The sequence below is a fragment of the Azospirillum halopraeferens DSM 3675 genome, from assembly GCF_000429625.1.
Classification (GTDB): Bacteria; Pseudomonadota; Alphaproteobacteria; order Azospirillales; family Azospirillaceae; genus Azospirillum; species Azospirillum halopraeferens.
Genome location: NZ_AUCF01000004.1, coordinates 153654 through 177545, shown reverse-complemented (window position 1 = coordinate 177545; position 23892 = coordinate 153654). Strand labels below are relative to the sequence as shown.

Sequence of the window (23892 nt, the reverse complement as noted above, 5' to 3'; positions counted from 1 at the left end):
TGTCGCAGGGTATGGCCACCGTTCAGCGCCCAATGGCCGGGAGGCAGCGCCGCCGCTGCGGTCAGCCCCGGCCGCGGACGTGTTCGACCATGGCTTCCAGTTCGGGCAGGTCGTGAAGGATCAGGGCGTGGCCACGGCGTTCGACGAGGCCGTCGCGGGCCAGGTCGTTCAGCACGCGGGCCACCGTTTCGCGGGTGGTGCTGACGCGGGCGGCGATGTCCGCGTGCACCGGGGCGGGGTCGATGACGGCGGTGCGGCCGTCCGCCGCTGCGGCGCGGCGGGCCAGGCGCAGCAGTTCGGCGTGGACGCGGTTGTTGGCGGCCAGCGTGCTCAGCTCCATCACCCGTTCGGTGGTGCGGCGGCCGATGCCGGCCAGGCGCCGCATCACCGCCAGGGCCAGGTCGGGCCGGCCGGTCACCAGGGTGCGGAAGGGGGCAGCCGCGAGATGGGCGATCAGGGTGCCCTCGTCCAGCGCCACCACCGAGGCGGAGCGGGGCTGGCCGTCCACCGCCGCCATCTCCCCCACCAGCCCGCCGGCGGCGATGTCGTCGAAGCTGATCTCGCGGCCGTTGGCGGCGTGGCTGACCACCCGCACCCGCCCCTCCACCACGAAACAGACGTCGCGCCCCTCGGATTCCTGGTCGAGCACCGGGTCGCCGGCGCCGTAGCGCAGCCAGCGGCAGCGGCGGGCCAGGGCGGCGCGCTCCGCCGTGTCCAGCGGCGCCAGAAGCGCGATGCCCTCCAGCGATCCCGCGGCCGCCCCCTCGATCATCGTCCGTGCGCTCCAGACCCCACACGGGGCGGAGCATACCCGAGCCGGTGCCGCCGTCCAGCCCGCCGTTGCCCGTTGCCGCCGGTGCTGTGACCAAAAGCGGTCGATAACTCTCCGTTAACCCCGAGCACCGGACAAGGGGCGGGCATCGTGGTCAGGAGCCGACAGCATGAATCTCTCCATTCCCCGCGCCGATCGCGTCGACGGGCAGCGCCTGCTGTCGGTGGTCGCCATCCCCCTGGCGGCGGCCGTCGCCATGGCGACGGCGGTTGCCGCCACCGGCGCCTCCGACCCCATCGCCGAGGCCGGCGGGGCCTTCGCCTTCGTGTTGGGCTTCGTGAAGTTCTGCTACCTGGCGGTGGGCATGGCCCATCTGTCGGGCGCGGTCGCCGAGCGCACCAACGGCGGCCTGCCCGCCGGCCTGTGGCTGGACGAGGCCGGCGGCGGCACCCGCTCCCCGGCCCCGCCGCCGGGCGCCGACCCGTTCTGGTACGCCTTCCCCAACCACGTGGACGGCGCCGCCATCGCCCTGGCCGTCACCACGATCTGCTTTGCGCTGAGCTGACCGGGCCGGCGGGCGCGGCGCGCGGCGCCAGCGCCCGCTCCTCCACCCGGATGCGGTGCCACGTCAGCGGCACGTTCAGCAGGCTGAACAGCACCGCGATGGCCACCTGCCCCATGGCCAGCGGCAGCACCGCCAGCTCGGCCGCGACGATCAGGTAATTGGGGTGGCGCACCAGGCGGTACGGCCCGCGCCGCACCAGCGGCGCCCCCGGCAGCGTCACCACCCGGGTGGTCCAGAACCGCCCCAGCGACGCGATCACCCACACCCGCCCCGCCTGCAACAGCACGAACAGGGCGAGCAGGACGCCGTTCACCGGCGCATCCGCCGGCACGGCCGCGAACAGGGCCACCAGCCAGGCGGCGTGCAGCGCCACGAACAGGGGGTAATGGGCCGCCCCCTCTTCCCGCGCGCCCGCGGCCAGCAGGCGGGCGGTGTTGCGCCGGGCGAGGACCAGTTCGATCAGGCGCTGGGCGGCGACCAGCAGCACGATGAGCTGAGGCAAGCCGAACTCCATGGCTCACGCCTCCAGCAGCAGCAGGCCGGCGGTGAAGCCGGGACCCAGCGCGGTCATCAACTGACGCCCCTGCGCTCCGGCGGCCAGACGCCGCTCCAGCACGAACAGCACGCTGACCGCCGACATGTTGCCGCAGGCGCGCAGCACCGCCCACGCGTCGTCCAGGCCGTCGGTCACGGGGTCGAAGGCGTCGCGCAGGGCGTTCAGCACCTTGGCGCCGCCGGGGTGGCAGACCAGCCCCGCCAGGTCGCCAACCGCCAGGCCGCGGCGCGCCAGGAACGCGTCGGCCACGGGGCGGAAGCGGGTGCGCACCAGGGCCGGGATGTCCTGCGCGAAGATGACACCCAGCCCGTCGTCCTCCACCCGCCAGCCCATGATGCGGCGGGTGCCGGGCCAGGTGTGTTCCCCCTGGGCCACCAGCGCCGGCCCCTCCCCCGCCGCTGTCCCGGCCGGGGCGCTGCGCACCAGCGCGGCGGCGGCGCCGTCGGCGAACAGGGCCGTGGCCACCACGTTGGTCGGCGTCGCCTCGGCGGCGCGGCAGGCCAGGGTGCACAGTTCCACCACCAGGAACAGCACCGTCGCCCCCGGCATGGCGCGGGCCATCTGCGCCGCCCGGCCGAGGCCCAGCACCCCTCCGGCGCAGCCCAGCCCGAAGATGGGCAGGCGCAGCGTGTCGGGGCGGAAACCCATGCGGTCCAGCAGCAGGGCGTCCAGGGTGGGGGTGGCGATGCCGGTGGTGGTGACGCAGACGATGGCGTCCACCGCGTCGGGCCGCAGACCGGCGGTGTCCAGGGCGTCCTGCGCCGCCCGCTCCAGCAGGTCGAGCGCCCCCTCCTCGAAGGCGGCGGTGCGTTCGGGCCAGCCGCGCGGCTCCAGGTACCACGCCAGCGGGCGGACGGCGTAGCGGGCGGCGATGCCCGCGTTGGGGAAGACGGAGGCCAGCCGCTCGAAATCGCGCAGGCGCGGCCCGTACATGACACGCGCGGCCTCCAGCGCCTCCTCCTGGGAGATGCGGTGGGGCGGCAGGGCGGTGGCGAGCGCCAGCAGGCGGGGATCATCGGTCATCGCCCCGGTATGTCGCGACTCCGGCCCTCCGCCGCCATAACCCGCACGGCGGATCGGCCAAGCGGACTAACCATGCCACCCGGCGCAAAGACCGTTGAGCGGGAACGGGTTCCTGTATCACTATGGCGCGTTTTTGATGTGAGGACGGGCGTGAACACCAGTGACGAGAGCGCAGAGGAGGCGGCCCCGCCGCCGTCACCGCCACCACGGCCGCCACGACGGGAGGGAATGTCACTGATGGGACGCCTGCGCGCCTATTTCCTGGCCGGCGTTCTGGTCACCGCCCCGATCGCCATCACCGTCTATCTCGGCTGGTGGTTCATCTCGTTCATCGACGGCACGGTGCGGCCGCTGATCCCGGCCCGCTACAACCCGGAAGCCTACCTGCCCTTCTCGCTGCCCGGCATCGGCGTCGCGGTGCTGATCGTCGTGCTGACGCTGATCGGCGCCTTCGCCGCCGGCTACGTCGGCCGGCTGCTGCTGCGCCTGGGCGAAGGCGTGGTCGGCCGCATGCCGGTGGTGCGCAGCGTCTACGGCGCCACCAAGCAGATCGTCGAAACGATCCTGGCCAACAAATCCACCGCCTTCCGCGAGGTGGTGATGGTGGAATTCCCGCGCCACGGCATGTGGTCGCTGGGCTTCATCACCGGCCCCGCCCACCCCGAGGTGCAGCGGGTGTCGAGCGAGGAGATGGTGAACGTCTTCATCCCCTGCGCCCCCCCCACCGCCGGCTATCTGGTGATCATGGCGCGCAGCGAGGTGGTGGTGCTGGATATGCCGGTGGAGGACGGGCTGAAGCTGGTGGTCTCCGGCGGCATCGTCAGCCCGCCCGACCGCCACCCCCGCGCGCTCAAGGACGTCCCGCCGCCGGAACGCCGGCGGGCGTGACAGGGGGCGTGAGCCGATGGCTCACCCCGACCGCAGGGTCCGGGCGGCGGCGTCCCGTTCGAACAGGTACAGCAGCGTGCGCAGGGCCTGACCGCGCGGGCTTTGCAGATCGGCGTCGCGCTCCACGATCAGGCGGGCATCGTCGCGGGCGGCGGCCAGCAGGTCGTCATGCTCCGCCAGGTCGGCCAGGCGGAACTCCGGCAGGCCGGACTGGCGGGTGCCCAGCAGTTCGCCGGCACCGCGCAGGCGCAGGTCCTCCTCGGCGATGACGAAGCCGTCCTCCGTCTCGCGCAGGGTCTTCAGGCGCCGGCGGGCGGTCTCCGTCAGGTGCGGGTCGAACAGCAGCAGGCAGGTGGAGGGCTTGTCGCCGCGCCCCACCCGGCCGCGGAGCTGGTGGAGCTGGGCAAGGCCGAAGCGTTCGGCGTGCTCCACCACCATGACGGTCGCCTCGGGCACGTTGACGCCCACCTCGATCACCGTGGTGGCCACCAGCACGTCCAGCCGCCCCTCGGCGAAGGCGGCCATCACCGCGTCCTTGTCCGTCCCCTTCATCTTGCCGTGCACCAGCCCCACCCGATCGCCGAACAGGGCGCGCAGATAGGCGTGCCGCTCCGTCGCCGCGGCCAGGTCGAGTTGCTCGGACTCGTCCACCAGCGGGCACACCCAATAAACGCGCGCCCCCTCCCCCACCTTGCGGCGGATGCCGGCCGCCACCTCCTCCAGGCGGTCCAGGGCCACCGTCACCGTCTGCACCGGCTGCCGGCCCGGCGGCTTCTCGGTCAGGCGCGACACCTCCATGTCGCCATAGGCGGTGAGGGTCAGGGTGCGCGGGATCGGCGTCGCGGTCATCACCAGCACGTCCACCGCCCGCCCCTTGCCCGACAGTTGCAGGCGCTGGTGGACGCCGAAGCGGTGCTGCTCGTCGATCACGGCCAGGGCCAGGTCGCGGAAGGCCACCTCCTCCTGAAACAGGGCGTGGGTGCCAACGACCAGCGGCAACTCCCCCGACGCCGCCCGCTCCAGCACGCGGGAGCGGGCGCGGCCCTTCTCCCGTCCGGTCAGCACGGCGATCTCCACCCCCGCGGCCCAACACAGGGGCGCCAGCGTCTCCGCGTGCTGGCGGGCGAGGATCTCGGTGGGCGCCATCAGGGCCGCCTGGTGTCCGGCCTCCACCGCGTTCAGCATGGCCATCAGGGCCACCACCGTCTTGCCGCTGCCCACGTCGCCCTGGAGAAGGCGCAGCATCCGCCGGTCCGCCGCCATGTCCGCGTCGATCTCGGCCAGGGCGCGCTGCTGGGCGCCGGTCAGGGCGAAGGGCAGCGCCGCGGCGACCCGGGCGCGCAGGCGCCCGTCGCCGGCCACGGCGCGGCCGGACAGGCGGCGCTGCTGAAGGCGGACCAGGGCCAGGGCAAGCTGGTTGGCCAGCAACTCGTCATAGGCGAGGCGGCGGCGCGCCGGTGCGGACGGCGTCAGGTCGGCCTCTTCGGTCGGGGTGTGGGCGCTGCGGACGGCGTCGCGCCACGCCGGCCAGCGCTGGCGCGCCAGCCACGCCGCGTCCTGCCACTCCGCCAGGTCGGGCAGGTCGTCGAGGACGGTGCGGATCGCCTTGCGCAGGGTCTTCGCGGGCAGGCCGGCGGTCATGGGATAGACGGGTTCCACCGTCTCGATCCCGGCACGCTCCTCCACCGGCACCACGGCGTCGGGGTGCGTCATCTGAAGGGTGTCGTGGAACCACTCCACCCGGCCGCTCACCACCACCGTGCGGCCCTGCGGAAGCTGGCGCTGGATCCACTCGCCGCGGGCGTGGAAATAGACCAGCTCCAGCACCCCCGTCTCGTCGGTGCAGCGCACCTTGTAGGGGTGGCGGGGGGCGGCCGGCGGGGCGTGGCCGTCGACCCGCACGGTCAGGGTGGCGATGCGGCCGCCCGGCGCCTCGGCGATCTTCGGCGCGAACCGGCGGTCAATGAGCCCCGATGGCAGGTGCCACAGCAGATCGACGGCGTGCGGTCCGGCCAGCCGCTCGGCCAGCCGCGCCAGCTTGGCTCCCAGGCCGGGAAGGCCGGCGAGCGGACGAAAGAGCGGGAAGAGAATGGCGGGACGCACCGGCGCACCATGCTGGGGAACATCGTCGGCCCGGAGGGCCGGCCCATTCAATCCCGTGCCGGGCGTCCTGCGTCAAGTGTGCCGGTCCGTGCAACGGTCGGCCGAATCGGGTTGCGGCAGCGCAATTGTTCGTGACAGGTTGCGCTCCGTTGACGATCGATCGAGGAGTGGTGATGCCCCGCCCGACCGCCGCCCACCTGCTGGCCGCCTGCACCGCGGCCGCCCTGCTGGCCGCAGCCCCCGCGCGGGCCGAGCCCAATCCCGAACCGCCGCCGGCGGCCGTCGCGGAACCGAAAGCTGCCTTTTCCCTCTCCGGCCTGGAGGAGTGGGAACGGATTCTCTACAAGACTGCCAGCTACCAGACCCTGTCGGTGCTGAACGACCTCGCCATCGTCGCGGCACTCAGCGGCAGCATGGCCGCCGGCGGCGTGCTGGCGGCGACCACCGCACTGACGGAGCCGGTGCTCTACTATGCCCATGAATCGGTGTGGGCGGGCATCGCGCAGGAGACCGGGCAGTCCAACGCCGAACTGCTGCCCTACAAATCGGCCACCTATGCCACGGCCAACATGGGGCGGGTGTTCGTGGCAGGCATGCTGGTGATGAACAATCCGGCGCTGGCCGCCGGTTATGTGGCGCTGGGCGCCATCAGCGACACCCTGACCTACGCCGCCAACGAAACGGTGTGGAACTACCTGACGCTGGAGGAGGAGGAGCCCTTCTCCATCACCTCCCTGCTGCCGCAAACGCTCATCCCGTAAGCAGCGCCACCTCGCCCGCCGCCACCGGACGGCGGGCGAGGTGGCCGGCGTAGGCGACGGCGAGGCGCGCCCGCTCGAACTCGTGGTGGCGGCTCTGGGGGTGGGTGTTCACTTCGACGATCCAGGGCCGGCCGCCGCCGTCGACGACCAGGTCAACGCCCAGTTCGTCCAGCGCGCCGCCGTAGCGGGCGTCCACCGCCCGGGCGGTGGCCAGCCCCAGCGCGCGCAGCGCCTCCACGCGGGCCGGCGCCTCCGCCTTCAGGGCGGCGAAGAAGCGCTCCGGGTCCCCCTGATAGCCGCCGCAACAGGTGTTGGCGACCAGCCCGCCCGCTTCCGACAGGCGGATGTAGGCGCGCACCACCGTCCACTCCCCCTCCCCGTCCTTGTGGACGTGCACGCGCACGTCGAAAGACCGGTTGTCCCGCGTCCGGGACGACACGAAACGCTGGAGTATCCACGGGCCGGCGGACAGCCGCGCCATCAGCCCGGCGGCCACCGTGTCCACCGTCGCCGGCCGCTCGCCGCTGCGGCACCGCACGCGCAGGCCGCCGGACCGTTCCGGGATCAGGAAATGGATGTCGCGGCCGCGCCGCCCGCGGGCCGGCTTGGCGACGGCGCTGCCATGCTCGGCCAGGAAGCCGCCGACGCGGCGGGCGAGTCCCTCGACCCCTTCAACCGCCGCCATGGCGCGGTCGAGGCCGGCGTAGGGGATGACGTGCCCGGCGACCGGCGAGGCGGCAAGCAGCCCGGCCACCGCCACCTTGTCGGCGATGCGGCTGGTGGTGAAGGGGGCGACCCGGCGCAACGCCGCCGCCGCGGCCAGGTCGGCGCCGGGGGACGGATGCACCGGGTTCATCACCACGTGCGGCAACGGCCAGATTGCGTCCCGCCACCCCTCGGGTCCGAGGGAGAGCCCGCACACGCCGGCGTGCCGGAGGTCGACCCCGCCGGTGCCGAAGGCCACGAAGTCCATCCCCTGCACCAGCGCCTCCGCCGCCAGCGCGCGCAACCTCACCGGCTCAACGGCCTCCAGTGGAGGCCGGGCGGCGGTAAAGAGCCCGATCAGGACGCGTGGCGGCATCGGCCGGAACCATGCGGACGTGAGGGTATCGTCCACGATACGCAGAGGCCGCGCATCCCTGTCAAGCCGCAGCCGGCGGTCGTATGCGGGTCGGGAGAGGGGGAAGGAGGAGGGTGGGACGGGGCGTGCTCGGAGCCGGCCTCGGGGGAAGGCCATCAAGGGCCCCGGCAACGCCCCGCCACCCTGTGCACGGACGGCGGGGACTCGTCCGGCGGTATCCGCGGCCGAGGGAGGAAGGGCGCCGCGGAGGAGATCGCGTCCGTGGCAGCGGACGCCCGGGTCACCGGCGCCGCGTGAGGGCTCGCGGCCGTTGCCCGTGCCATGGACTGTAGCCATCCCCGGCTGTCGCGGCGATGGCGGGATCATGAACTGGGGTTCATGTTGCCGGACCGGCCTCCGGGGGTGCAGCGACCCGAGCCTCGGCGCTGATTCTGCGTTCGACCTCATCGGCGAGACGCTGGAACAGCCGCGCGATGCAGACCAGCGCCTCGATCTGCGGGTCGCGATGAGCGAACATAAAACGCAGGTCGCTCACCACCGCCCCGATGCCGCTGATCTCGAACACGCTGGCCGGAAGATCCAGGAAGTGAGTCAGAGCGTGATACGCGTAATGCTCGTTCATCTGGAGAATGATCTTGTCCTGATCGCGCCCGGACTCCGGAATCGCCAGTTCGGCGATGAACACGGGCCTGTGTTTGGCGATCAGCCGCGCCAGAAGGGATGCCCGACGGCTCCTGTCACAACCGCCATCCTTGTTGTGAAACTGACGTATCTGCTTGAGGTCATTGGCATAAATGTAGCAGACCTTCCACAGCGTCGTATGATTCAAATAGAATCCATCGACGCCGTAATTCTCCCGGTAGGCTTCCTTAATAGTATCGAATACAAAAACAAGATCATTGTAGCGATCCTGGATAAACTGTTTCTCGTACGCGCAGTACGAGCCCCATTCCATGGGCATGGCACGACATGTAGCGTCGTCATCGGTATCGCATTCACCGCGATCGTCTATATCGCAAACCAAATTCTTTGGCTGCTGCGCGCCGGAATCTTCAACCATGGCGGGCATTTTTCTCGCATCAAAAGGCAGATTGGCTTTGGTCGGACCAAGCCAATCTGCCTGTTATTCGGAATTCGAGGGGGAGTTACGACTCGACGAGGTGTCGCGCAGACGCCAGGACGCGTGCTTTTGCGCGCTTGTTCGCCTCTTCCGCATTGTGCCGTTCAAAGCCGTTCGGCCGACTCTCAGCGACGCAAGCATGGAAACCGGCGTTGCGCAGAATGCCATCGGCATCGGTCTTTTCCGCCGTAGGGCGAACCGTCGGTGATGGCACTAACGCGGTTTCATTCTCGGACATATCTGGAGCCCCGATCCTCTCCGTTGCAAAGACAACGAGGGGCGCACCGCATTCATGGTGCACCCATCGACGGCGCTGACATCAGCGCCGGGAAAGGATACCTCCAGATGCGGCGGAGGTCTATGATAAAGCACCGTCTCCGCAACTTTACGACGAGTGATAAGAAAGAAGCACCGCCTTTGCAACGGAAGGGTACCGAATCATCCCGATAAATGCACACTTAGGGCGGAGGCAACCCGCATCAAGTGGATGAATATCGCATTTTTCGAATTTATGGCAATCGTCCTGATTCGGCCGGAACGTCCGTTCCTACTCCGCTGACAGCGTCTCGATGGTTTCCTCGACGCGGGTGCGGGCGCGGTCGGTGGGCTGGTCGGAGGGGCGGACTTCGATGCGCACCGGGGCCGTGCCGTCGTCGATCATGTCGAGCTGTTCGGCCGCGTGCTCGGACAGGTCGATGACGCGGTTCCGGGCGAAGGGACCGCGGTCGTTGACGATGACGTCGACGCTCTCCCCCGTCTCCTGGTGGGTGACGGTGGCGCGGGTGCCGAACGGCAGCCGGGGCGAGGCGGCCGTGGGCTGGGTCTTGTCGAAGGTCTCGCCGCTGGCGGTCGTGCGGCCGTGGAAGCGGTCGCCGTAGAAGGACGCCTCGCCCTCCTGGACGATCACCGGTTCACCGCCGGGACCGCGCTCCACTTCCAGCGCCGCGGCCGGCACGGCCGCCAGGGTGAGCACAACAAAAATACAACGCATACGCATGAAATACCCTCCCCCGTCCGGCCGGGATCAACGGCCGGACGGGGAAGAGGTTCCGATACTTTTCCGGCCGTGTCAGACCACGCGGAAGTTCTTGAACTGCCAGGGGTCGTCGGTGTCCACGTCCTCCGGGAACAGGCGGCCGCGGTCCTGCAGCGGGGTCCAGTCGCCGTACACGCCGACGACGTCGCCGAGATAGGGGTTGGCGATCTCCAGGATGCGGCGGAAGTCGATCTCGTCCGGCTCGACGATGCCGCGGTCGGGGTTCTCGATGGCCCAGATCACGCCGGCCAGCACCGCCACCGTCACCTGCAGCGAGGTGGCGTTGTTGTAGGGGCAGAGCTGGCGCGCCCGCTTGATCGACAGGCGCGAGCCGTACCAGTAGGCGCCCTTGGCGTGACCCATCAGCAGCACGCCCAGCTCGTCGACGCCGCGCACGATCTCGTCGATCATCAGCCGCTTCTCCGGCTGCATGAACCAGTTCTTGCCGGCCAGCTCATGCACCGACAGGACCGCGTCATCGCAGGGGTGATAGGCGTAGTGGACGGTCGGGCGGTAGCGGACGTGGCCGCCCTCGCGAGCCGTGAAGTAGTCGGCGATGGAGATCGCCTCGCTGTGGGTGATGAGGAAGCCGTGGAACGGCCCCTCCAGCGGCGTCCAGGTGCGCACGCGGGTCGAGGCGCCGGGGCGCATCAGGTAGATGGCGGAATCGCAGCCGAACTCGTGGCGGCGGCCGTCGGGCGGCAGCTCCTTCTCGTGGCTGCCCCAGCCCAGCTCGGCGGGCTGGCAGCCTTCGCCGACGAAGCCGTCGATGGACCAGGTGTTGACGAACTCGCCCACCTTCTTCGGCACATCGGACACCTGGGTGTCACGCTCAGCGACGTGGATGACCTTGACGCCCAGACGCTCGGCCAGCGCGACCCAGCCCGCCCGGTCGGTCGGAACCGTGGCGTCGACACCGGTGTCGCGGGCGATGTTGACCAGCGCCTGCTTCACGAAGTGCGACACCAGCCCGGGGTTGGCGCCGTGGGTGAGCACCGCGGTGGCGCCGCCGGCGAAGCCCGCCTTGTGGGTCAGCGCCGATTCGCGCAGCGCGTAGTTGGAACGCAGGCTGGGCGTCAGCGACGGATCGGTGTAGCCGCCGGCCCACGGCTCGATGCAGGTGTCGAGGTAGAGCGCGCCCACACGGTGGCAGAACTCCATCAGCGCCACCGACGACACGTCGACCGACAGGTTGACCAGGAAGTCCCCCTTGCCCAGCATCGGCTCGAGAACCTGCGCGTAGTTCTCGCGCGTCAGCGGCAGGTTCACGAAGCGGACGTCGTACTCGTCGGCCTCGGCATGGCCGCGCTCCTCGGCGGTGATGATGGTGACCTGCTCCGGCTTCAGGTCGATGTGACGGAACAGAAGGGGCAGGACCCCCTGTCCGATCGAACCGAATCCGACGATGACCATACGGCCGGTGAACGCGCAATGCTTGGTGGTAAGGGACATGAACCTGTACTCCCGGGGGCTGGCGAATGCTCTCTTTCGTTGCGGGTGCCCTTCCCGGCCCGATGTCCTGCGCCCTGAAGCCGGGCGCAGCACGCTGTCGCAGCCAATACCAGCCCGCCCCGCTGTCCTCTGAAGCGAGGAGCGGGGACGGACCGGGAAGGATGATGGTGACCTTTCTAGCAGAGACCTCTTCGAAGTGCGACGCGGCTCGTCACGCCGCGCGCACGCTGACCTCGTGGCCCGGCGTTTCCAGCAGCGGCCGGTCCGCCACTTCGATCAGGCGGGCCTGGTCGAAGCCGTTGAAGGCGGTGCGCAGGCAGCCGCCGTACGCACCGAGCTGGCCCAGCTCGATCCAATCGCCGACCTTGATGTCGGCCGGCAGGAGGAACGGCCCGTTCATCCGGTCGGCGCTGTCGCAGGTCGGCCCGTAGAACGAGAAGCCGGCGGCCGGCGCGTCGGTCATCGCCTCGAACGGGCGAATCAGGCGGGCCGGGAAGCGGAAGCCGGGAACGCCGGCGTCCGACAGGCTGCCGTACACGCCATCGTTGATGTAGAGCACGTCACCGGCGCGCTTCATCACCTGCACCACCAGCGAGACGCCGGCGGCCACCAGGGCACGCCCCGGCTCGCACCACACGCGGGCGTGGGCGGGCAGGTCCAGCTTCGCCACGCCGCGGGCGATGGCGGCCATGAAGTCGTCCAGCGGCGGCGGCGTCACGTCGGGATACGACACCGGGAAGCCGCCGCCCACGTCCACCACGTCGATGCTGACGCCGGCCTCGGCGATGACGCGCCCGGCCAGTTCCAGCGCCCGCTCGTAGGCGGCGGGGTCGAGCATCTGCGAGCCCACGTGGAACGACACGCCGATCTTCGGCGCCACCGTCCGCACGGCGCGCAGCAGGGCCACCGCGTCGGCCGCCGCGGCGCCGAACTTGCCGGACAGGTCGTAGACGGCGTTGCCCCTGGGCAGCGCCAGCCGGACGATCAGGCCCAGATCGGCGGCGTGGTCGGTCTCCTCCAGGATCTTGGCCAGCTCCTCGGCGGAATCGAGCACGAAGTCGCGCACGCCGTACTGGTGATAGGCGGCGCGGATGGCCTGCCGGCCCTTCACCGGGTGCATGTAGTGCAGCACCGCCTGCGGGAACATCTGGCGCACCAGCCGCACCTCGCCCGGCGACGCGACGTCGAAGTGGCGCACGCCGCCGTCCCACAGGGCGCGCAGCACCGCCGGCTCCGGGTTGCACTTCACGGCGTACAGCACGTCGCCGCCCACCGCCCCGCCGAAGGCGTCGACGAAGACGCGCGCGGTGTCGCTCACCACCGCAGGGCGGATGCAGTGCATCGGCTCCTCCGGGCGGTGCAGGGCGACGGCCTGCGCCACGGTGGGGCGGCGGCCGGTCGCAGCGGAGCCGGTGGCGGGGGTGGTTCCGGCGGTGACGCCGCGGCGCAGCGGCGTGACGGCGGAACGGGAACGGATGAAGCCCATGGCGCACTCCTTCACCGGGCGCGGCGCGGCGGCGCAGCCCGTGAACACAAAGAACGGCCCGTTGCGGCACACGATGGGCCGCAGGCGGGAACGTCGGGATTTGTGGAAAAGGGACGGAAATCAGCCGGATCGAACGCACGCCGGGTTCCGAGAACTCCGGTCGTTCAAAGCGTCGATATCCGGCTGGGGCTTACCGTCTACTGACCCTGCCGTGGCGACGGGACAACATACTGACCTCCCTCTCGGGACCGGCCCACGAAGACCGGCTCTGCCAAAAAGGACGCGGTACGTCGTTGCATAACCACAGAGGGCCATAGGCACGTGCGAAGTGCGTCGTTCCGTCTACATACGCGATTCGACGCGGGATTCAAGGGATATTTTCGGGTCGCCCGCGACGGCCCCGCAGCCGCCGGATGCCGCTCCCGGTAAAGGTGTCGGAAACCCTCGGCGGCGTAAGGTAGGGTTTGTGCGTTCCGCAGCCGAGGCGTTCAACCCAGCGCAATGAGAATCACCTACCGGATAGCGACCGTCGGCGGCATCCCGGTGGCCACCGCGGCGTTCATCGCCGTCTTCGCCGGCTGGCTCCTGCACCGGGCGGAGCAATCGCGCGAAGCCGCGGCACTTGCCGCGACCGCCTACCGTGACATGATCGTCGCCAACGCCGCGCGCAACGACTACATCCACGCCCCGCCGGGGGACCGCGGTGCGCCGCTGGACGGGTTCCGGGTGGCGTCGCAGCGCGTCGGCGACTCGCTGGATCGCCTCGCCCCGCTGGCCGGCGAGCACCAGGAGGCGGAGGCCATCGCCGCGGCGCGGCGCGCGCTGGACCGCCACACCGACCGCATGAACGAACTGGTGCGCATCGTCGCCGAAAGCGACGCCCTGATCACCGACATGGCCGCACAGGAAGCCGTCCTGCTGACCCTGACCGACCAGGCACGTCGGCGCCAGCACGCCTCCGGCGCCGCCCTGCTGGACAGCCTGGCCGCGGCGGACAGCCGGCTGCGGGCCAGCCGTGCCATCGTCGACCGCCTGCACGACTTGCGCGAGGCGCTGCTGCGGGCCCGGTTCGCCCTGGTGCCCCCGGCCGCGGATGCCTCCGACGAACAGCGGCGCTTCGCCCGCCGGGACGCCGAGGTGGCGGTCGGCCGGGTCATCCGCACGCTGGAGGCGCTGCGTCCGGCGCTGGCGCAGGGCGGGGAAACAGACGACGACGCCGGTGCCGATGGCGGGCACACCCTGTACGCCGAGGCCCGCGGCGAGTTGGCGGAGTTGCAGGCGGTACTGGAACGCGACGGCCGGCCGGAACCGCTGATGGCGCGCTTCGACGCGGTGGTCGCGCGCATGCTCAAGGTGGCCGACACCGGCTACACCGCGGTGCAGGATGAGGTGGCCGGACTGCTGGCCTACTCCGTCACCGCCAACGCGGTGGAGCGGGAAACCCAGAACGTGGCGGTGCGCACCCTGGACTTCAGCGCCCGCACCGGCCGGGCGCTGGCCCGGCGCGACACCGGGGCGCTGCTGGCCGTTCAGGCCGACAGCGCCACGCTGCACCGCAACGTGGCGGAGCTGCCGATCTCGCCGCTGATCCAGGACGAGATGCTGACGGCGATCGGCGCCTGGCGGGCCGGACTGAAGCGCACCACCCTGGGGCTTTCCCATCGGAACGAGGCCATCGCCGTCATGGACGCCGACGCCGGTGCCGTCACCGATGCGGCCCGCCGCCTCAACGACCTGTTCCAGGAGCGGGCGGTCCGCAGCGCCGGACTGCTGCGCCCCGTACTGGCGGCCGGCGCCACCGGCGGCCTGCTGCTGGCCGCCGCCGCCGCGCTGCTGGTGGCGCGTGGCATCACGCGGCCCCTGCAACGGTTGCAGCGGACCACCCTGAGGCTGGCCCGCGACCCGCACGACGGGCCGGTCACCGACGGCGTGGAGCGCCGCGACGAACTGGGCGACATGGCCCGGGCGATGGCCCGCTTCGCCGACGAGATCGCCCGGCGCGAGGACGAACTGCGCCGCGCCAGGGACCGTGCCGACGCCACGCTGGCCGAACTGCGCCGCACCCAGGCCCATCTGGTGCAGGCGGAGAAGCTGGCGGCTTTGGGGCGGATGGTGGCCGGGGTGGCGCACGAGATCAACACGCCGCTCGGCGTCACCCTCAGCGCATCCACCCTGATCCAGGACCGGCTGCCCCGCATCGTCGCCGCGCTGGAGGCCGGCGAGCTGCGGCGCAGCGAGCTGGCCACGTTCCTCGACGACCTGTCGGATGCGGCCGACCTGCTGACCTCCAGCACCGTCCGCACGGCGGAGATGGTGCAGCGCTTCAAGCAGACGGGCATCGTGCCGACGCAGGCCGCGCCCGTCCGCTTCGACCTGAGGCAGCACCTGGAAGGTGTGCTGGCCGGGCTGGAGCCGGTGCGGGCGGCGGCCGGTGTGACCGTCCGCCTGGACTGTCCGGAGGGGATGACCATCGACGGCCATCCCGACGCGCTGACCCTGATCACCACCCACCTGCTGGAAAACGCCGTGACCCATGCCTTCGCCCCCGGCAGCCCCGGCACCGTCGCCATCACCGCCCGCGGCACCGGGGACGGCGGGGTGGAGCTGGTCTTCGCCGACGACGGCAGGGGAATCCCCGAGGCGGACCGGGACCGCGTCTTCGACCCCTTCTTCACCACCCGCCGCGACCGGGGCTTTCTCGGCCTGGGCCTGCACGCGGTGCACAACACCGTGACCCTGGCCGGCGGCAGCATCGAGCTTGCGGATGGGGCCGGGACCGGTGCCCGCTTCGTCGTCCGCCTGCCGCCCGCCACACCGTCCCCCGCCGCCCCGGCCGAGCCCGTCACCGAAGGAGTCACGTCATGAGGCAATACCGCCGCGCCGCCGCCCCGGTCCTCCTCCCGGCCCTCGTCATGGCCCTGGCCGCGACCCTCGCCCCGGGAGCGGCGGGCGCCGCCCCGGGGAGCGGAGCCGGCACCCTGGTCTATTGTTCCGAGGGCAACCCGGAAAGCCTGAACCCGCAGGCGGTCACCACCTCCACCGGCATGGACGCGGTGATCCCGCTGTACGACACGCTGGTGGCGTTCCGGCCGGGCACCACCGAGATCGTGCCGGCGCTGGCGGAATCCTGGACGGTGTCGCCCGACGGGCGGGTCTACACCTTCGCCCTGCGCCGCGGCGTGCCGTTCCATGACATGGAGGGGTTCACCCCGACCCGCCCGCTCACCGCCGCCGACGTGGTGTTCTCGGTCGAGCGGCAGTGGAAGCCCGACCATCCGTTCCACCGGGTGTCGGGAACCGACTATCCCTTTTTCACCGACATGGGGCTGCCCACCCTGCTGGAGCGGGTGGAGGCGCCCGACGACCACACCGTGCGCTTCACCCTGAAGGAACCGGAAGCCCCCTTCCTCGCCAACCTGGCGATGCCCTTCATGGCGGTGCTGTCGGCCGAGTACGCCGCCGCCCTCGCCGCCCGCGGCACGCCGGAACGGATCGACCTGGCGCCGGTCGGCACCGGCCCGTTCCGGTTCGTCGCCTTCCAGCCCGATGCCGCGGTGCGCTACCGCGCCTTCGAAAAGCACTGGCAGGGGCGGCCGCGGCTCGACAGCCTGGCCTTCGCCATCACCCCGAACGCGGCGGTCCGGTACAACAAGCTGCGGGCCGGCGAATGCCACGTCATGGCCGCACCGGGTCCGTCGGACCTCGACCGCATCCGCACCGACCCGGACCTGCGCCTGCTGCGGCAGGAAGGGATGAACGTCAGCTATCTCGCCTTCAACACCGCGCGCGCGCCTTTCGACGACCGGCGGGTGCGCCGGGCGCTGGCCATGGCGGTGGACCGGCGCACCCTGGTCGACGCCGTGTACCGGGGGGCCGGACAGCCGGCAAGGAACCCGATCCCGCCGACGCTGTGGGCTTACGACGACGAGGCACAGGACCTGCCCTACGATCCCGCTGCGGCCCGGCGGCTGCTGGCCGAAGCGGGACACGCCGACGGGCTCGCCATCGAACTCTGGTACATGCCGGTCACCCGCCCCTACATGCCCAACGCCAAACGGGTGGCCGAGATGATCCGGGCCGACCTGGAGACGGTGGGCGTCACCGCCGACCTGAAGACGGCGGAATGGAACGCCTACCGCCACGCCCTGTCCATGGGCGAGCACCAGGCGGGAATCCTCGGCTGGAGCGGCGACAACGGCGATCCCGACAATTTCCTCCACGCGCTGCTGAGCTGCGCCGCCGCCCGGCCCGGCGGCGGCAACATGGCGCGCTGGTGCCACACCGGCTTCAACGACCTGATCGAGCGGGCCAGGCGCACCGCCGACCCGGCCGAGCGCACCCGCTTGTACCGCGACGCGCAGCGCCTGTTCCGGGACGAGTTGCCGTGGATGCCCATCGCCCATTCCGTGGTCTTCACCGCGCTGCGCCGGGAGGTCGAGGGGTACGTCATGAATCCCTTCGGCCTGCACGTGTTCAAGGACGTCGGACTGACGCCCGATCCGTGACGGGCAAACGGGTGGCGCATTTAATAGGTTGCATTCGTATGCCGAATCCATGAAGGATCGGACGCGATACCGACCTGCGCAGCGACCATGGCGTGAGCCTGACCGCACGACTCCTCGCACTCCCGCTCGCCGCCCTGTGCGCCGCATCCGCCGCGGCGCAGGAGCTGCATCCGTCGCGGTCGGACTGGGGCGGCATCGGTCTGCTGCAAACCCCGACCGCCCGCTTCGACACCCCCGGCCGGCTCACCACCGGCTACACCGCGCTCGGCTCGGTGCACCGCCATCTGGCCCTGGACGTGGCCCTGATGCCATGGCTGGAAGTGGGCCTGCGCAGCACGCTGTATCCGAGTTGGTTCGGAATCGCCGAGCCGGGAGTCGACGCCCGCATCCGCCTGCTGCGCGAAGGACCCTGGTGGCCCGCCCTGGCCATCGGCGGGCGGGACGTCACGGGGTCCGGCCCCGAGGTGCCGGGGGCCGGCCGCTTCGCCGGGGAGTACCTGGTCGCGTCCCGACGCATCCACGCCGTCGACCTCAGCGTCGGCATGGGCTGGGGGCGGCAGGGCGGCTACGGCCACCTGCGCAACCCGCTGGCCGTCCTGGGCGGCCGCTACGCCCGCGACCGTGACCCCTTCGATCCGCGCAGCCGCGGTCCCGCCGCCTGGTTCACCGGCGACCGGGTGGCCCTGTTCGGCGGGGTGGAGTGGCACACGCCGGTGGACGGCCTGTCGCTGAAGCTGGAGTACAGCGGCGACAGCTTCCGCTCCGAACAGCAGGACGATCCGGCCTTCGTGCCGGGGTTGCCGGTGAACGTCGGGCTGGCCTACCGGCCGTGGCACTGGCTCGACGTCGGGGCGGCGTTCGAGCAGGGGCACCGGGTGATGCTGCGCGCCTCCCTGACCCTGGACCCGGCCGCCCTGTCGGTCGCGCCGCCGCTGCCGCCGCCACCGCGGATGGAGGGGCGGCCGTCGGCCGGCGCGGCGGGGTCGCGGGACGCCTACGCCGAGGCGCGCACGGCCGGCCTGCCGGTGCGCGCGGTCCGGTTCGCCGGCACGCCGACCCTGTGGCTGGAGCCGGACCCCGGCCGGCCGGCGGCGCCGGAGGTCGGGCGGGCCGCCCGCGTGCTGGCCGACGGGGCGCCACCCGACGTGGAGGCGGTCACCGTGGTCACCGCCGCCCGCGGCCTGGACGGGGTGGCCCTGACGCTGCGCCGGCGTGCCATCGAGGCCGCAGCGCGCCGACGCGGCAGCGCCGAAGAGATCTGGCGGGACGCGCGGGTCGACCCGGCCGGTGCGGCCGGTCCGCCGCCGCACTGGCCGGTGCGGTGGGACGTCGCCCTGCGCCCGACGATGGAGCAGAGCCTGTCGGAGCACGTCACCCCGCTGGCCTGGCGCGCCTACCAGGACGTGTCGCTGGCGGTGGAGCCGCTGCGCGGCGTCGTGCTGGGCGGCGGTCTGCGGATCAATCTGGCCAACACCCTCGACCTGCTGAACGCCGAGGTGCTGCCGGCTCCCTACCCCGTGCGCAGCGACGCGGCCCTGTACGCCCGCCCCCCGGCGGTTCTGGAGCACGCTCACGTCACCTGGCTGGGCACGCCCCGCCCGGACTGGCATGCCCGCTTGTCGGCGGGCTATCTGGAGGAGATGTTCGGCGGTCTGTCCGCCGAGGTGCTGCACAAACCGGCCCGCGCCCGCTGGGGGCTGGGTCTGGAACTGGCCAGGGTGTGGAAACGCCCGCCGGGGGACCCGTTGCGGGTTTGGACCGACATCGGCATCACCACCGGCCACGCCGCGTTCCACCTGGATTCGGCCGATGCCCGCACCGGCGTCACGCTTCGGCTGGGCCGCTACCTCGGCGGTGATGCGGGCGGCACGCTGGAACTGATCCATCGCTTCGCCGGCGGAGCGCGCCTGTCGGCGCATGCCACCTGGACGGACGGTCCGCGGGAGGGGCAGAGCGTCATCGGCGGCCGTCTCGACCACGGCATCGTCCTGACCCTGCCGCTGCAGGCGTCCGGCTGGCTGCCGCCCGACAGCGCGGTGCGGGTCACCGCCCGCACCCTCGGCCGCGACGCCGGCCAGCGCCTGCGCCCGCCCCTGCCGCTGGCCGAGGTGCTGGAGCCGGCCGGGTACGGCGCCCTCGCCGGAAGCTGGCGGGACATCACCCGCTGACGCCCGCACCCGACGCCGGCATCCGGCGCCCGGTGCCGGGGACATTCCCCCGGCCGGGCGCCGGAAACGTGCGCCGTCAGCGCAGGGAGCTGATGGTGCCGGCGTTGGGGTCGAGTTCGACGGTCATCCACTCGCCGCCGCGCGAGACGTCGGCCACGTAACGCTCGCCCACCTTGCGGAAGTCGCGCACACCCTCGAACCCGAAGGCGGCGAAGTTGTTCAGCAGAGTGGTCTGCATCAGTTCCAGACGGTTCTGGTCGGGGGCGTTGCGCTGTTCGATGCCCGACACGTCGTCGATGCGCGCCAGCACGCGGTCGCCACCCATGGCGCCGCCCATGGTGCCGGCGCCGCCCATGGTGCCGGTGCCGCCCGTGGTGCCGGTTGCGCCCGTGGTGCCGGTTGCGCCGGTCATCCCGGGCTGGCCGGCCGGTCCGGTGGCGCCATAGTCCGCAGCACCCGCACCGGGTGCGCCCTGGTACGCACCGCCATAGCCGGGAGCCGTCGTCCCGGCGGCCGCGCCCGGCATGGTGGAATGGCCGTGCGGCATCGTAGACGCACCGGGGCTGCCCATCGGCGCCGTCTGATGCATCGAGCCGGCACCCATCCCGTCATGGGGCATGCCGCCGGTCTGGGCGAGGGCCACCGGGGCGGCGGCGAGGGTCGCCGCGACGGCGGCGATCGTAAGTGTACGGTTCATGATCCTCTCCTCCCCTCGGTCAACAAGGGACGGGCCGCGCCCCCTGGCGCGGTCCCGCCCCCTCAACAGGATCGGGCGGCACCGGTTGCATCCTCCGTGTCGGTAAACCGGAAGAAGCCGGCGGCTTCACCCAAGCCGGGAACCTGCGACGGGGGAATTGTGTTCATCGCTCACAAGGGCCGCGGACGGCGCGGTCTGCGCGTCAGGGAGGGTCGGATGCTGTATTGGGCTCTGGTGTTCTTCGTCATCGCGCTGGTGGCCGGGGCCTTCGGGTTCGGCGGCATTGCGGCGGCCTCCTCCGGCATCGCGCAGATCCTGTTCTTCCTGTTCCTGGTGCTGTTCGCCGCCAGCCTGATCCTGGGTCTGGTCCGGCGCCGCTAGACCCGGTCGGTCGCGGCCATTGCTGCGACCGTGTCCGTCGGCGCCCGCATCCGGTGGGTCATCGGATGCGCGAGTACCCCAAGCCTCTCGATGTTAGCCTCAGACTGCACGGCAACGCCTTCGGGCGTTGCCGTTTCTTTTTTGCACCTGAGGGTCAGGCTTCGCCCGCGTCGTCGTCGCCGGGAGACTTGCCTTCCATCAGCAGGCGCAGCGCGCGCCGCCCGCGCGACAGGCGGGACTTCACGGTGCCGATGGAGATGCCCAGGATGTCGGCGGCTTCGCCGTAGCTGATGCCCTCCAGGCCGATCAGCAGCACCACCTCGCGCTGCTCGTTGGGCAGCAGGGCCAGCGCCCGGCGCAGGTCGCGCAATTCCAGCCGCACGAACTGGGAGCCGTGGGCCGAGCCGACCGCCGCCTGCCCCTCGCCGTCGATATCGACCACGGTCTGGCGGCGGCGGATGCCGTTGATATGCAGATTGCGCAGGATGGTGAACAGCCAGGCCCGCAGGTTGCTGCCCGGCCGCCAGAGGTGCAGACGGCTCAACGCCCGTTCCAGGCACTCCTGAACCAGATCGTCGGCCAGCGTGGCGTCGCGCACCATGGCGCGGGCAAAGCGGCGCAGGCGCGGGATCTCCTGCTCGATGCGGGCAATCACCTCGGGATCGGGCGGCGCGCCGGGGTCCGGCAGGGCTCCGCCATCCGGAAGGCCGCCATCCGGGGGACCATCGTCCGGTACCGCGTGCTGCGCCGCGCCGCGGGGCGGATCAACCTCCACCGCCAGGACCGGTTCGGCGGACGACGCTTGCAAGGATCGCGCGACGTGGTTCGCCATGGATAACGGTGCCTCCCAGAACTGCGACCAAAGGACGAAGAAAGAGGCTTCCGCTGCCACGGAAAAAGCCCCCGGTCCGGCTGACGGCTCGGTTCGCATGTGGTATCGCCGGATTTCCCAAAGACAATCGCGAGCCAGTCAGTACGTAATGAGTGTCGAACGACGGCGCCAGTTGGGAAAAAGGCTAGGTCGAGATTCAAACCTGCGAAAAGTTCTGCATCCGATACCACACCGGGATGCCATTGGTAATGGTTTTACCTGCCGTTCGTCAGAACGACGAGGGCGATAGAGGGGATGATGGGAGTGCCCACAAAGAAAAAACCGGAGGCCATCGGCCATCCGGTTTTGTCCAGGATCTGCGAGACAGCGCGGTGCCGGCCCATTGTCGATGCGCGGTGCGCAACCCTCCCTGTTTCCAACGCCGGCGGCTCGTTGCGTCCGCTTGGGCGGCGATGGCTTGCCCTTTTCGCCGGGGTCTTTCGTTTCTCGTTCGGCCGGTCACCTCGGCAATCCCGCTTAGCCGTCACCTTACCGAACTCTCCGGGCGGCGAACATCCCGACCTTGGAAATAGCTCCGGGCGCTTCCGGCCTACGCCTTACGGGTGTGGCCGGGAGCGGTTCCGCCCGGAACGCGGCCATTCCCGCGGTGCCCCCACCCGGAAACCACAGGAGCGCGTCCAGACGATGATACTCAATGCCCTGGGGCTTCTTCTCGCCGGAGCGGTGGCGCTCGTCCCGCACACCGCCGCTGCCGGTCCCGCCGACCGTACGGTCCGTGCCCTGGAATCCATCGCCGCCAAGGGCAGCGCGCGTGCCCAGTTCGAGCTGGCCGCGATCTACGAAAACACCCGCGGCCCGGCGCGCAGCGCCCGGCGCGCGCTCCGGTACTACTGCAAGGCAGCCCGGCAGGACCACGTGACCGCGGCCTACCACGCCGGCCGCATGCTGCTGAACGGCAGCGGCGCCACGAAGAATGAGGAACTGGGCCGTGCCTGGCTGCGCCGCGCGGCGGCGCTGGGCTCCACGGCGGCGGCCGGGGTGGTGGGAAAGGTGGCGTCGGCACCCCGCCCGACGCAATGTGCGCCCTACACCGGGTCCGCCGGCGGCATCCGCATGCCGCCCGCGGAGGTGAAGGCCATCGTTCACCGCCTCGCTCCCACCTACCGCCTCGACCCCGATCTGGTGCTGGCGGTGATCGCCGTGGAATCGGGCTACCGGCCGGGGGCGGTTTCGTCCAAGAACGCCATGGGGCTCATGCAGCTCATCCCGGCGACGGCGGCCCGCTTCGGCGTCAAGGACCCGTTCAATCCGGAGGAGAACATCCGCGGCGGCATGAAGTACCTGCGCTGGCTGCTCGCCTACTTCAAAGGCGACGTCACACTGGCGCTGGCCGGTTACAACGCCGGTGAGAACGCCGTGCTGCGCCACGGCGGCGTGCCGCCGTACCGGGAGACGCAGGACTATGTGGTCAAGGTCGCCCGCCTCTACGCCGGCACCCGGCACCCCTACGATGCCACCGTCGTGGCCGCCGCCGCCCTGGTCAGCACCCGCACCCCCCGCGGCGGCCGCGAGGAGGTGCCGGAACTGTCGCGGGCCGCGGTCGGCGGCCGGGCCTTTCAGGTGAAGAGCGCGTCGATGGACGACTGATCGAGCGGCACCGGGACGTCATCGTCCGTCCCTTTGGCCGCCGTCACGGCCGGGACCGGGGCCGGAGCCGGCGATACCGGCGGCGCCGAGGGTGCGGGGGGCGCCGGTGCCGCACCGTTCAGCAGGCGGTCGACCTCGTCCTGGTCGACGCCGCTGTCGGTGGGGCCGTTCAGCAGGTGGGCGTCCGGGCGGGCGTCCTGCACCGGCGCCGGTGCCGGCGCCACGCCGTCGACGCCCCAGATCCCCATGATCGCCATGATCCGCTGTTCGATGTAGCGCAGGGCGTTGACCACCTTGGTGGTGCGCTGTCCGGTCAGGTCCTGGAAGGAACAGGCGGTGAAGATCGTCGTCACTTCGGCGTCCAGGGTGTCGCACAGGGACGCCGGCCCGCCCTCGCGGCGCAGCGCCGCCGACGCTTCCAGGATGCGCTCGGCCGCGCCCAGGATCTCGATGGAGGCCCGTTCGGTCGACAGCACGATGGCGTCCAGTTCGTTGGCGGCGGTGGCGATGCGGTCGGCGCCGTCGCCCTCGGGGCGGATCGCGGCGATTTCCCGGCGGGCCCGGACGATGGACTCGCTCATGTCCAGCAACTCGTGCCGCAGCACGGAGACGTGACGCACGGCCGCCGCCGCCTCGTCGTGGCGCCGCCAGGCCTCGTGCAGCGATCCGACAAGATCGCGCACCTCGTCGATGCCCATGATGCGAGCCCGGCGCGCGTGCTCCGCCAGGAAAGCGCGCCCGCTGGGCGTGCGGGCCACGAACGCCTCGAGCCGGCGGTACTCCTCGTCCGGCAACGTCACCCCGTTTCCCATTGCGCCC

The 23892-nt window shown here is 71.4% G+C and carries 20 protein-coding genes; 8 read left to right on the top strand and 12 right to left on the bottom strand.

Annotated elements, in window-relative coordinates; genetic code table 11:
* Positions 1-61: 61 nt before the first annotated feature.
* A complete protein-coding gene (locus G472_RS0104540) occupies positions 62-772 on the bottom strand; it encodes a Crp/Fnr family transcriptional regulator (RefSeq protein ID WP_029007422.1) in 711 nt (236 codons plus the stop codon).
* 169 nt (positions 773-941) lie between these two features.
* Here G472_RS0104540 and G472_RS0104535 point away from each other — a divergent pair, with 169 nt between their 5' ends.
* A complete protein-coding gene (locus tag G472_RS0104535) occupies positions 942-1337 on the top strand; it encodes a hypothetical protein (protein ID WP_029007421.1) in 396 nt (131 codons plus the stop codon).
* Here the strand turns inward: G472_RS0104535 and G472_RS0104530 are convergent.
* Positions 1309-1851: an isoprenylcysteine carboxyl methyltransferase family protein gene (locus tag G472_RS0104530; RefSeq protein ID WP_029007420.1), complete on the bottom strand. Its 543-nt coding sequence runs from the start codon at positions 1849-1851 to the stop codon at positions 1309-1311. The genes G472_RS0104535 and G472_RS0104530 overlap by 29 nt on opposite strands.
* A gap of 3 nt (positions 1852-1854) precedes the next feature.
* A complete protein-coding gene (locus G472_RS0104525; RefSeq protein ID WP_029007419.1) occupies positions 1855-2916 on the bottom strand; it encodes a type III polyketide synthase in 1062 nt (353 codons plus the stop codon).
* 237 nt (positions 2917-3153) lie between these two features.
* On the opposite strand from G472_RS0104525, the gene G472_RS31250 reads away from it, so the two are divergent.
* Positions 3154-3804 (top strand): DUF502 domain-containing protein, encoded by a 651-nt coding sequence (locus G472_RS31250; RefSeq protein WP_245593392.1) that lies wholly within the window; start codon positions 3154-3156, stop codon positions 3802-3804.
* Between the two features lie 21 nt (positions 3805-3825).
* Here the strand turns inward: G472_RS31250 and recG are convergent, their stop codons facing one another.
* Positions 3826-5907, bottom strand: coding sequence for an ATP-dependent DNA helicase RecG (recG, locus tag G472_RS0104515; protein WP_029007418.1), 2082 nt, complete (start codon positions 5905-5907; stop codon positions 3826-3828).
* A gap of 173 nt (positions 5908-6080) precedes the next feature.
* Between recG and G472_RS31245 the strand changes: the two genes are divergently transcribed.
* Positions 6081-6668, top strand: a complete 588-nt coding sequence (locus tag G472_RS31245) for a DUF2061 domain-containing protein (RefSeq protein ID WP_035691055.1) — start codon at positions 6081-6083, stop codon at positions 6666-6668.
* Here G472_RS31245 and G472_RS36740 read toward each other — a convergent pair.
* From G472_RS36740 to G472_RS0104485, 5 genes are all read right to left on the bottom strand, one after another.
* Positions 6658-7683, bottom strand: coding sequence for a YheC/YheD family protein (locus G472_RS36740; protein WP_211100133.1), 1026 nt, complete (start codon positions 7681-7683; stop codon positions 6658-6660). The two genes, G472_RS31245 and G472_RS36740, sit on opposite strands and share 11 nt — an antisense overlap.
* Before the next feature lie 442 nt (positions 7684-8125).
* Positions 8126-8809, bottom strand: coding sequence for a hypothetical protein (locus tag G472_RS0104500; RefSeq protein WP_156926993.1), 684 nt, complete (start codon positions 8807-8809; stop codon positions 8126-8128).
* 607 nt (positions 8810-9416) lie between these two features.
* The gene (locus tag G472_RS31235; protein WP_084536438.1) at positions 9417-9866 is read right to left on the bottom strand and encodes a septal ring lytic transglycosylase RlpA family protein; all 450 of its coding nucleotides are present in this window, start codon (positions 9864-9866) and stop codon (positions 9417-9419) included.
* Positions 9867-9938: 72 nt separating this feature from the next.
* Positions 9939-11357: a homospermidine synthase gene (locus G472_RS0104490; RefSeq protein WP_029007415.1), complete on the bottom strand. Its 1419-nt coding sequence runs from the start codon at positions 11355-11357 to the stop codon at positions 9939-9941.
* A gap of 211 nt (positions 11358-11568) precedes the next feature.
* Positions 11569-12843 (bottom strand): type III PLP-dependent enzyme, encoded by a 1275-nt coding sequence (locus tag G472_RS0104485; RefSeq protein ID WP_029007414.1) that lies wholly within the window; start codon positions 12841-12843, stop codon positions 11569-11571.
* A 501-nt stretch (positions 12844-13344) separates the two neighbouring features.
* Between G472_RS0104485 and G472_RS36735 the strand changes: the two genes are divergently transcribed.
* The 3 genes from G472_RS36735 to G472_RS0104470 all read left to right on the top strand — a co-directional run bounded on the left by G472_RS36735 (position 13345) and on the right by G472_RS0104470 (position 19516).
* A complete protein-coding gene (locus G472_RS36735) occupies positions 13345-15708 on the top strand; it encodes a sensor histidine kinase (protein ID WP_051340413.1) in 2364 nt (787 codons plus the stop codon).
* A complete protein-coding gene (locus G472_RS0104475; protein ID WP_245593391.1) occupies positions 15705-17348 on the top strand; it encodes an ABC transporter substrate-binding protein in 1644 nt (547 codons plus the stop codon). The genes G472_RS36735 and G472_RS0104475 overlap by 4 nt, the downstream gene beginning before the upstream one ends.
* 92 nt (positions 17349-17440) lie before the next feature.
* On the top strand, positions 17441-19516 hold the full coding sequence (locus G472_RS0104470; protein WP_029007412.1) for a YjbH domain-containing protein: 2076 nt from the start codon (positions 17441-17443) through the stop codon (positions 19514-19516).
* A 76-nt stretch (positions 19517-19592) separates the two neighbouring features.
* On the opposite strand, the gene G472_RS39660 is transcribed toward G472_RS0104470, so the two are convergent.
* A complete protein-coding gene (locus G472_RS39660; RefSeq protein ID WP_029007411.1) occupies positions 19593-20213 on the bottom strand; it encodes a hypothetical protein in 621 nt (206 codons plus the stop codon).
* Positions 20214-20429: 216 nt separating this feature from the next.
* Here G472_RS39660 and G472_RS37900 point away from each other — a divergent pair, with 216 nt between their 5' ends.
* Complete coding sequence (locus tag G472_RS37900) at positions 20430-20594, top strand: DUF1328 domain-containing protein (RefSeq protein WP_029007410.1); 165 nt, start codon at positions 20430-20432, stop codon at positions 20592-20594.
* 154 nt (positions 20595-20748) lie between these two features.
* On the opposite strand, the gene G472_RS31225 is transcribed toward G472_RS37900, so the two are convergent.
* On the bottom strand, positions 20749-21426 hold the full coding sequence (locus G472_RS31225; protein WP_029007409.1) for a sigma-70 family RNA polymerase sigma factor: 678 nt from the start codon (positions 21424-21426) through the stop codon (positions 20749-20751).
* A 684-nt stretch (positions 21427-22110) separates the two neighbouring features.
* Between G472_RS31225 and G472_RS31220 the strand changes: the two genes are divergently transcribed.
* Positions 22111-23073 (top strand): lytic transglycosylase domain-containing protein, encoded by a 963-nt coding sequence (locus tag G472_RS31220; protein ID WP_051340410.1) that lies wholly within the window; start codon positions 22111-22113, stop codon positions 23071-23073.
* Here G472_RS31220 and G472_RS31215 read toward each other — a convergent pair.
* A complete protein-coding gene (locus G472_RS31215; protein ID WP_169732776.1) occupies positions 23043-23873 on the bottom strand; it encodes a protein phosphatase CheZ in 831 nt (276 codons plus the stop codon). The genes G472_RS31220 and G472_RS31215 overlap by 31 nt on opposite strands.
* Positions 23874-23892 lie beyond the last annotated feature (19 nt).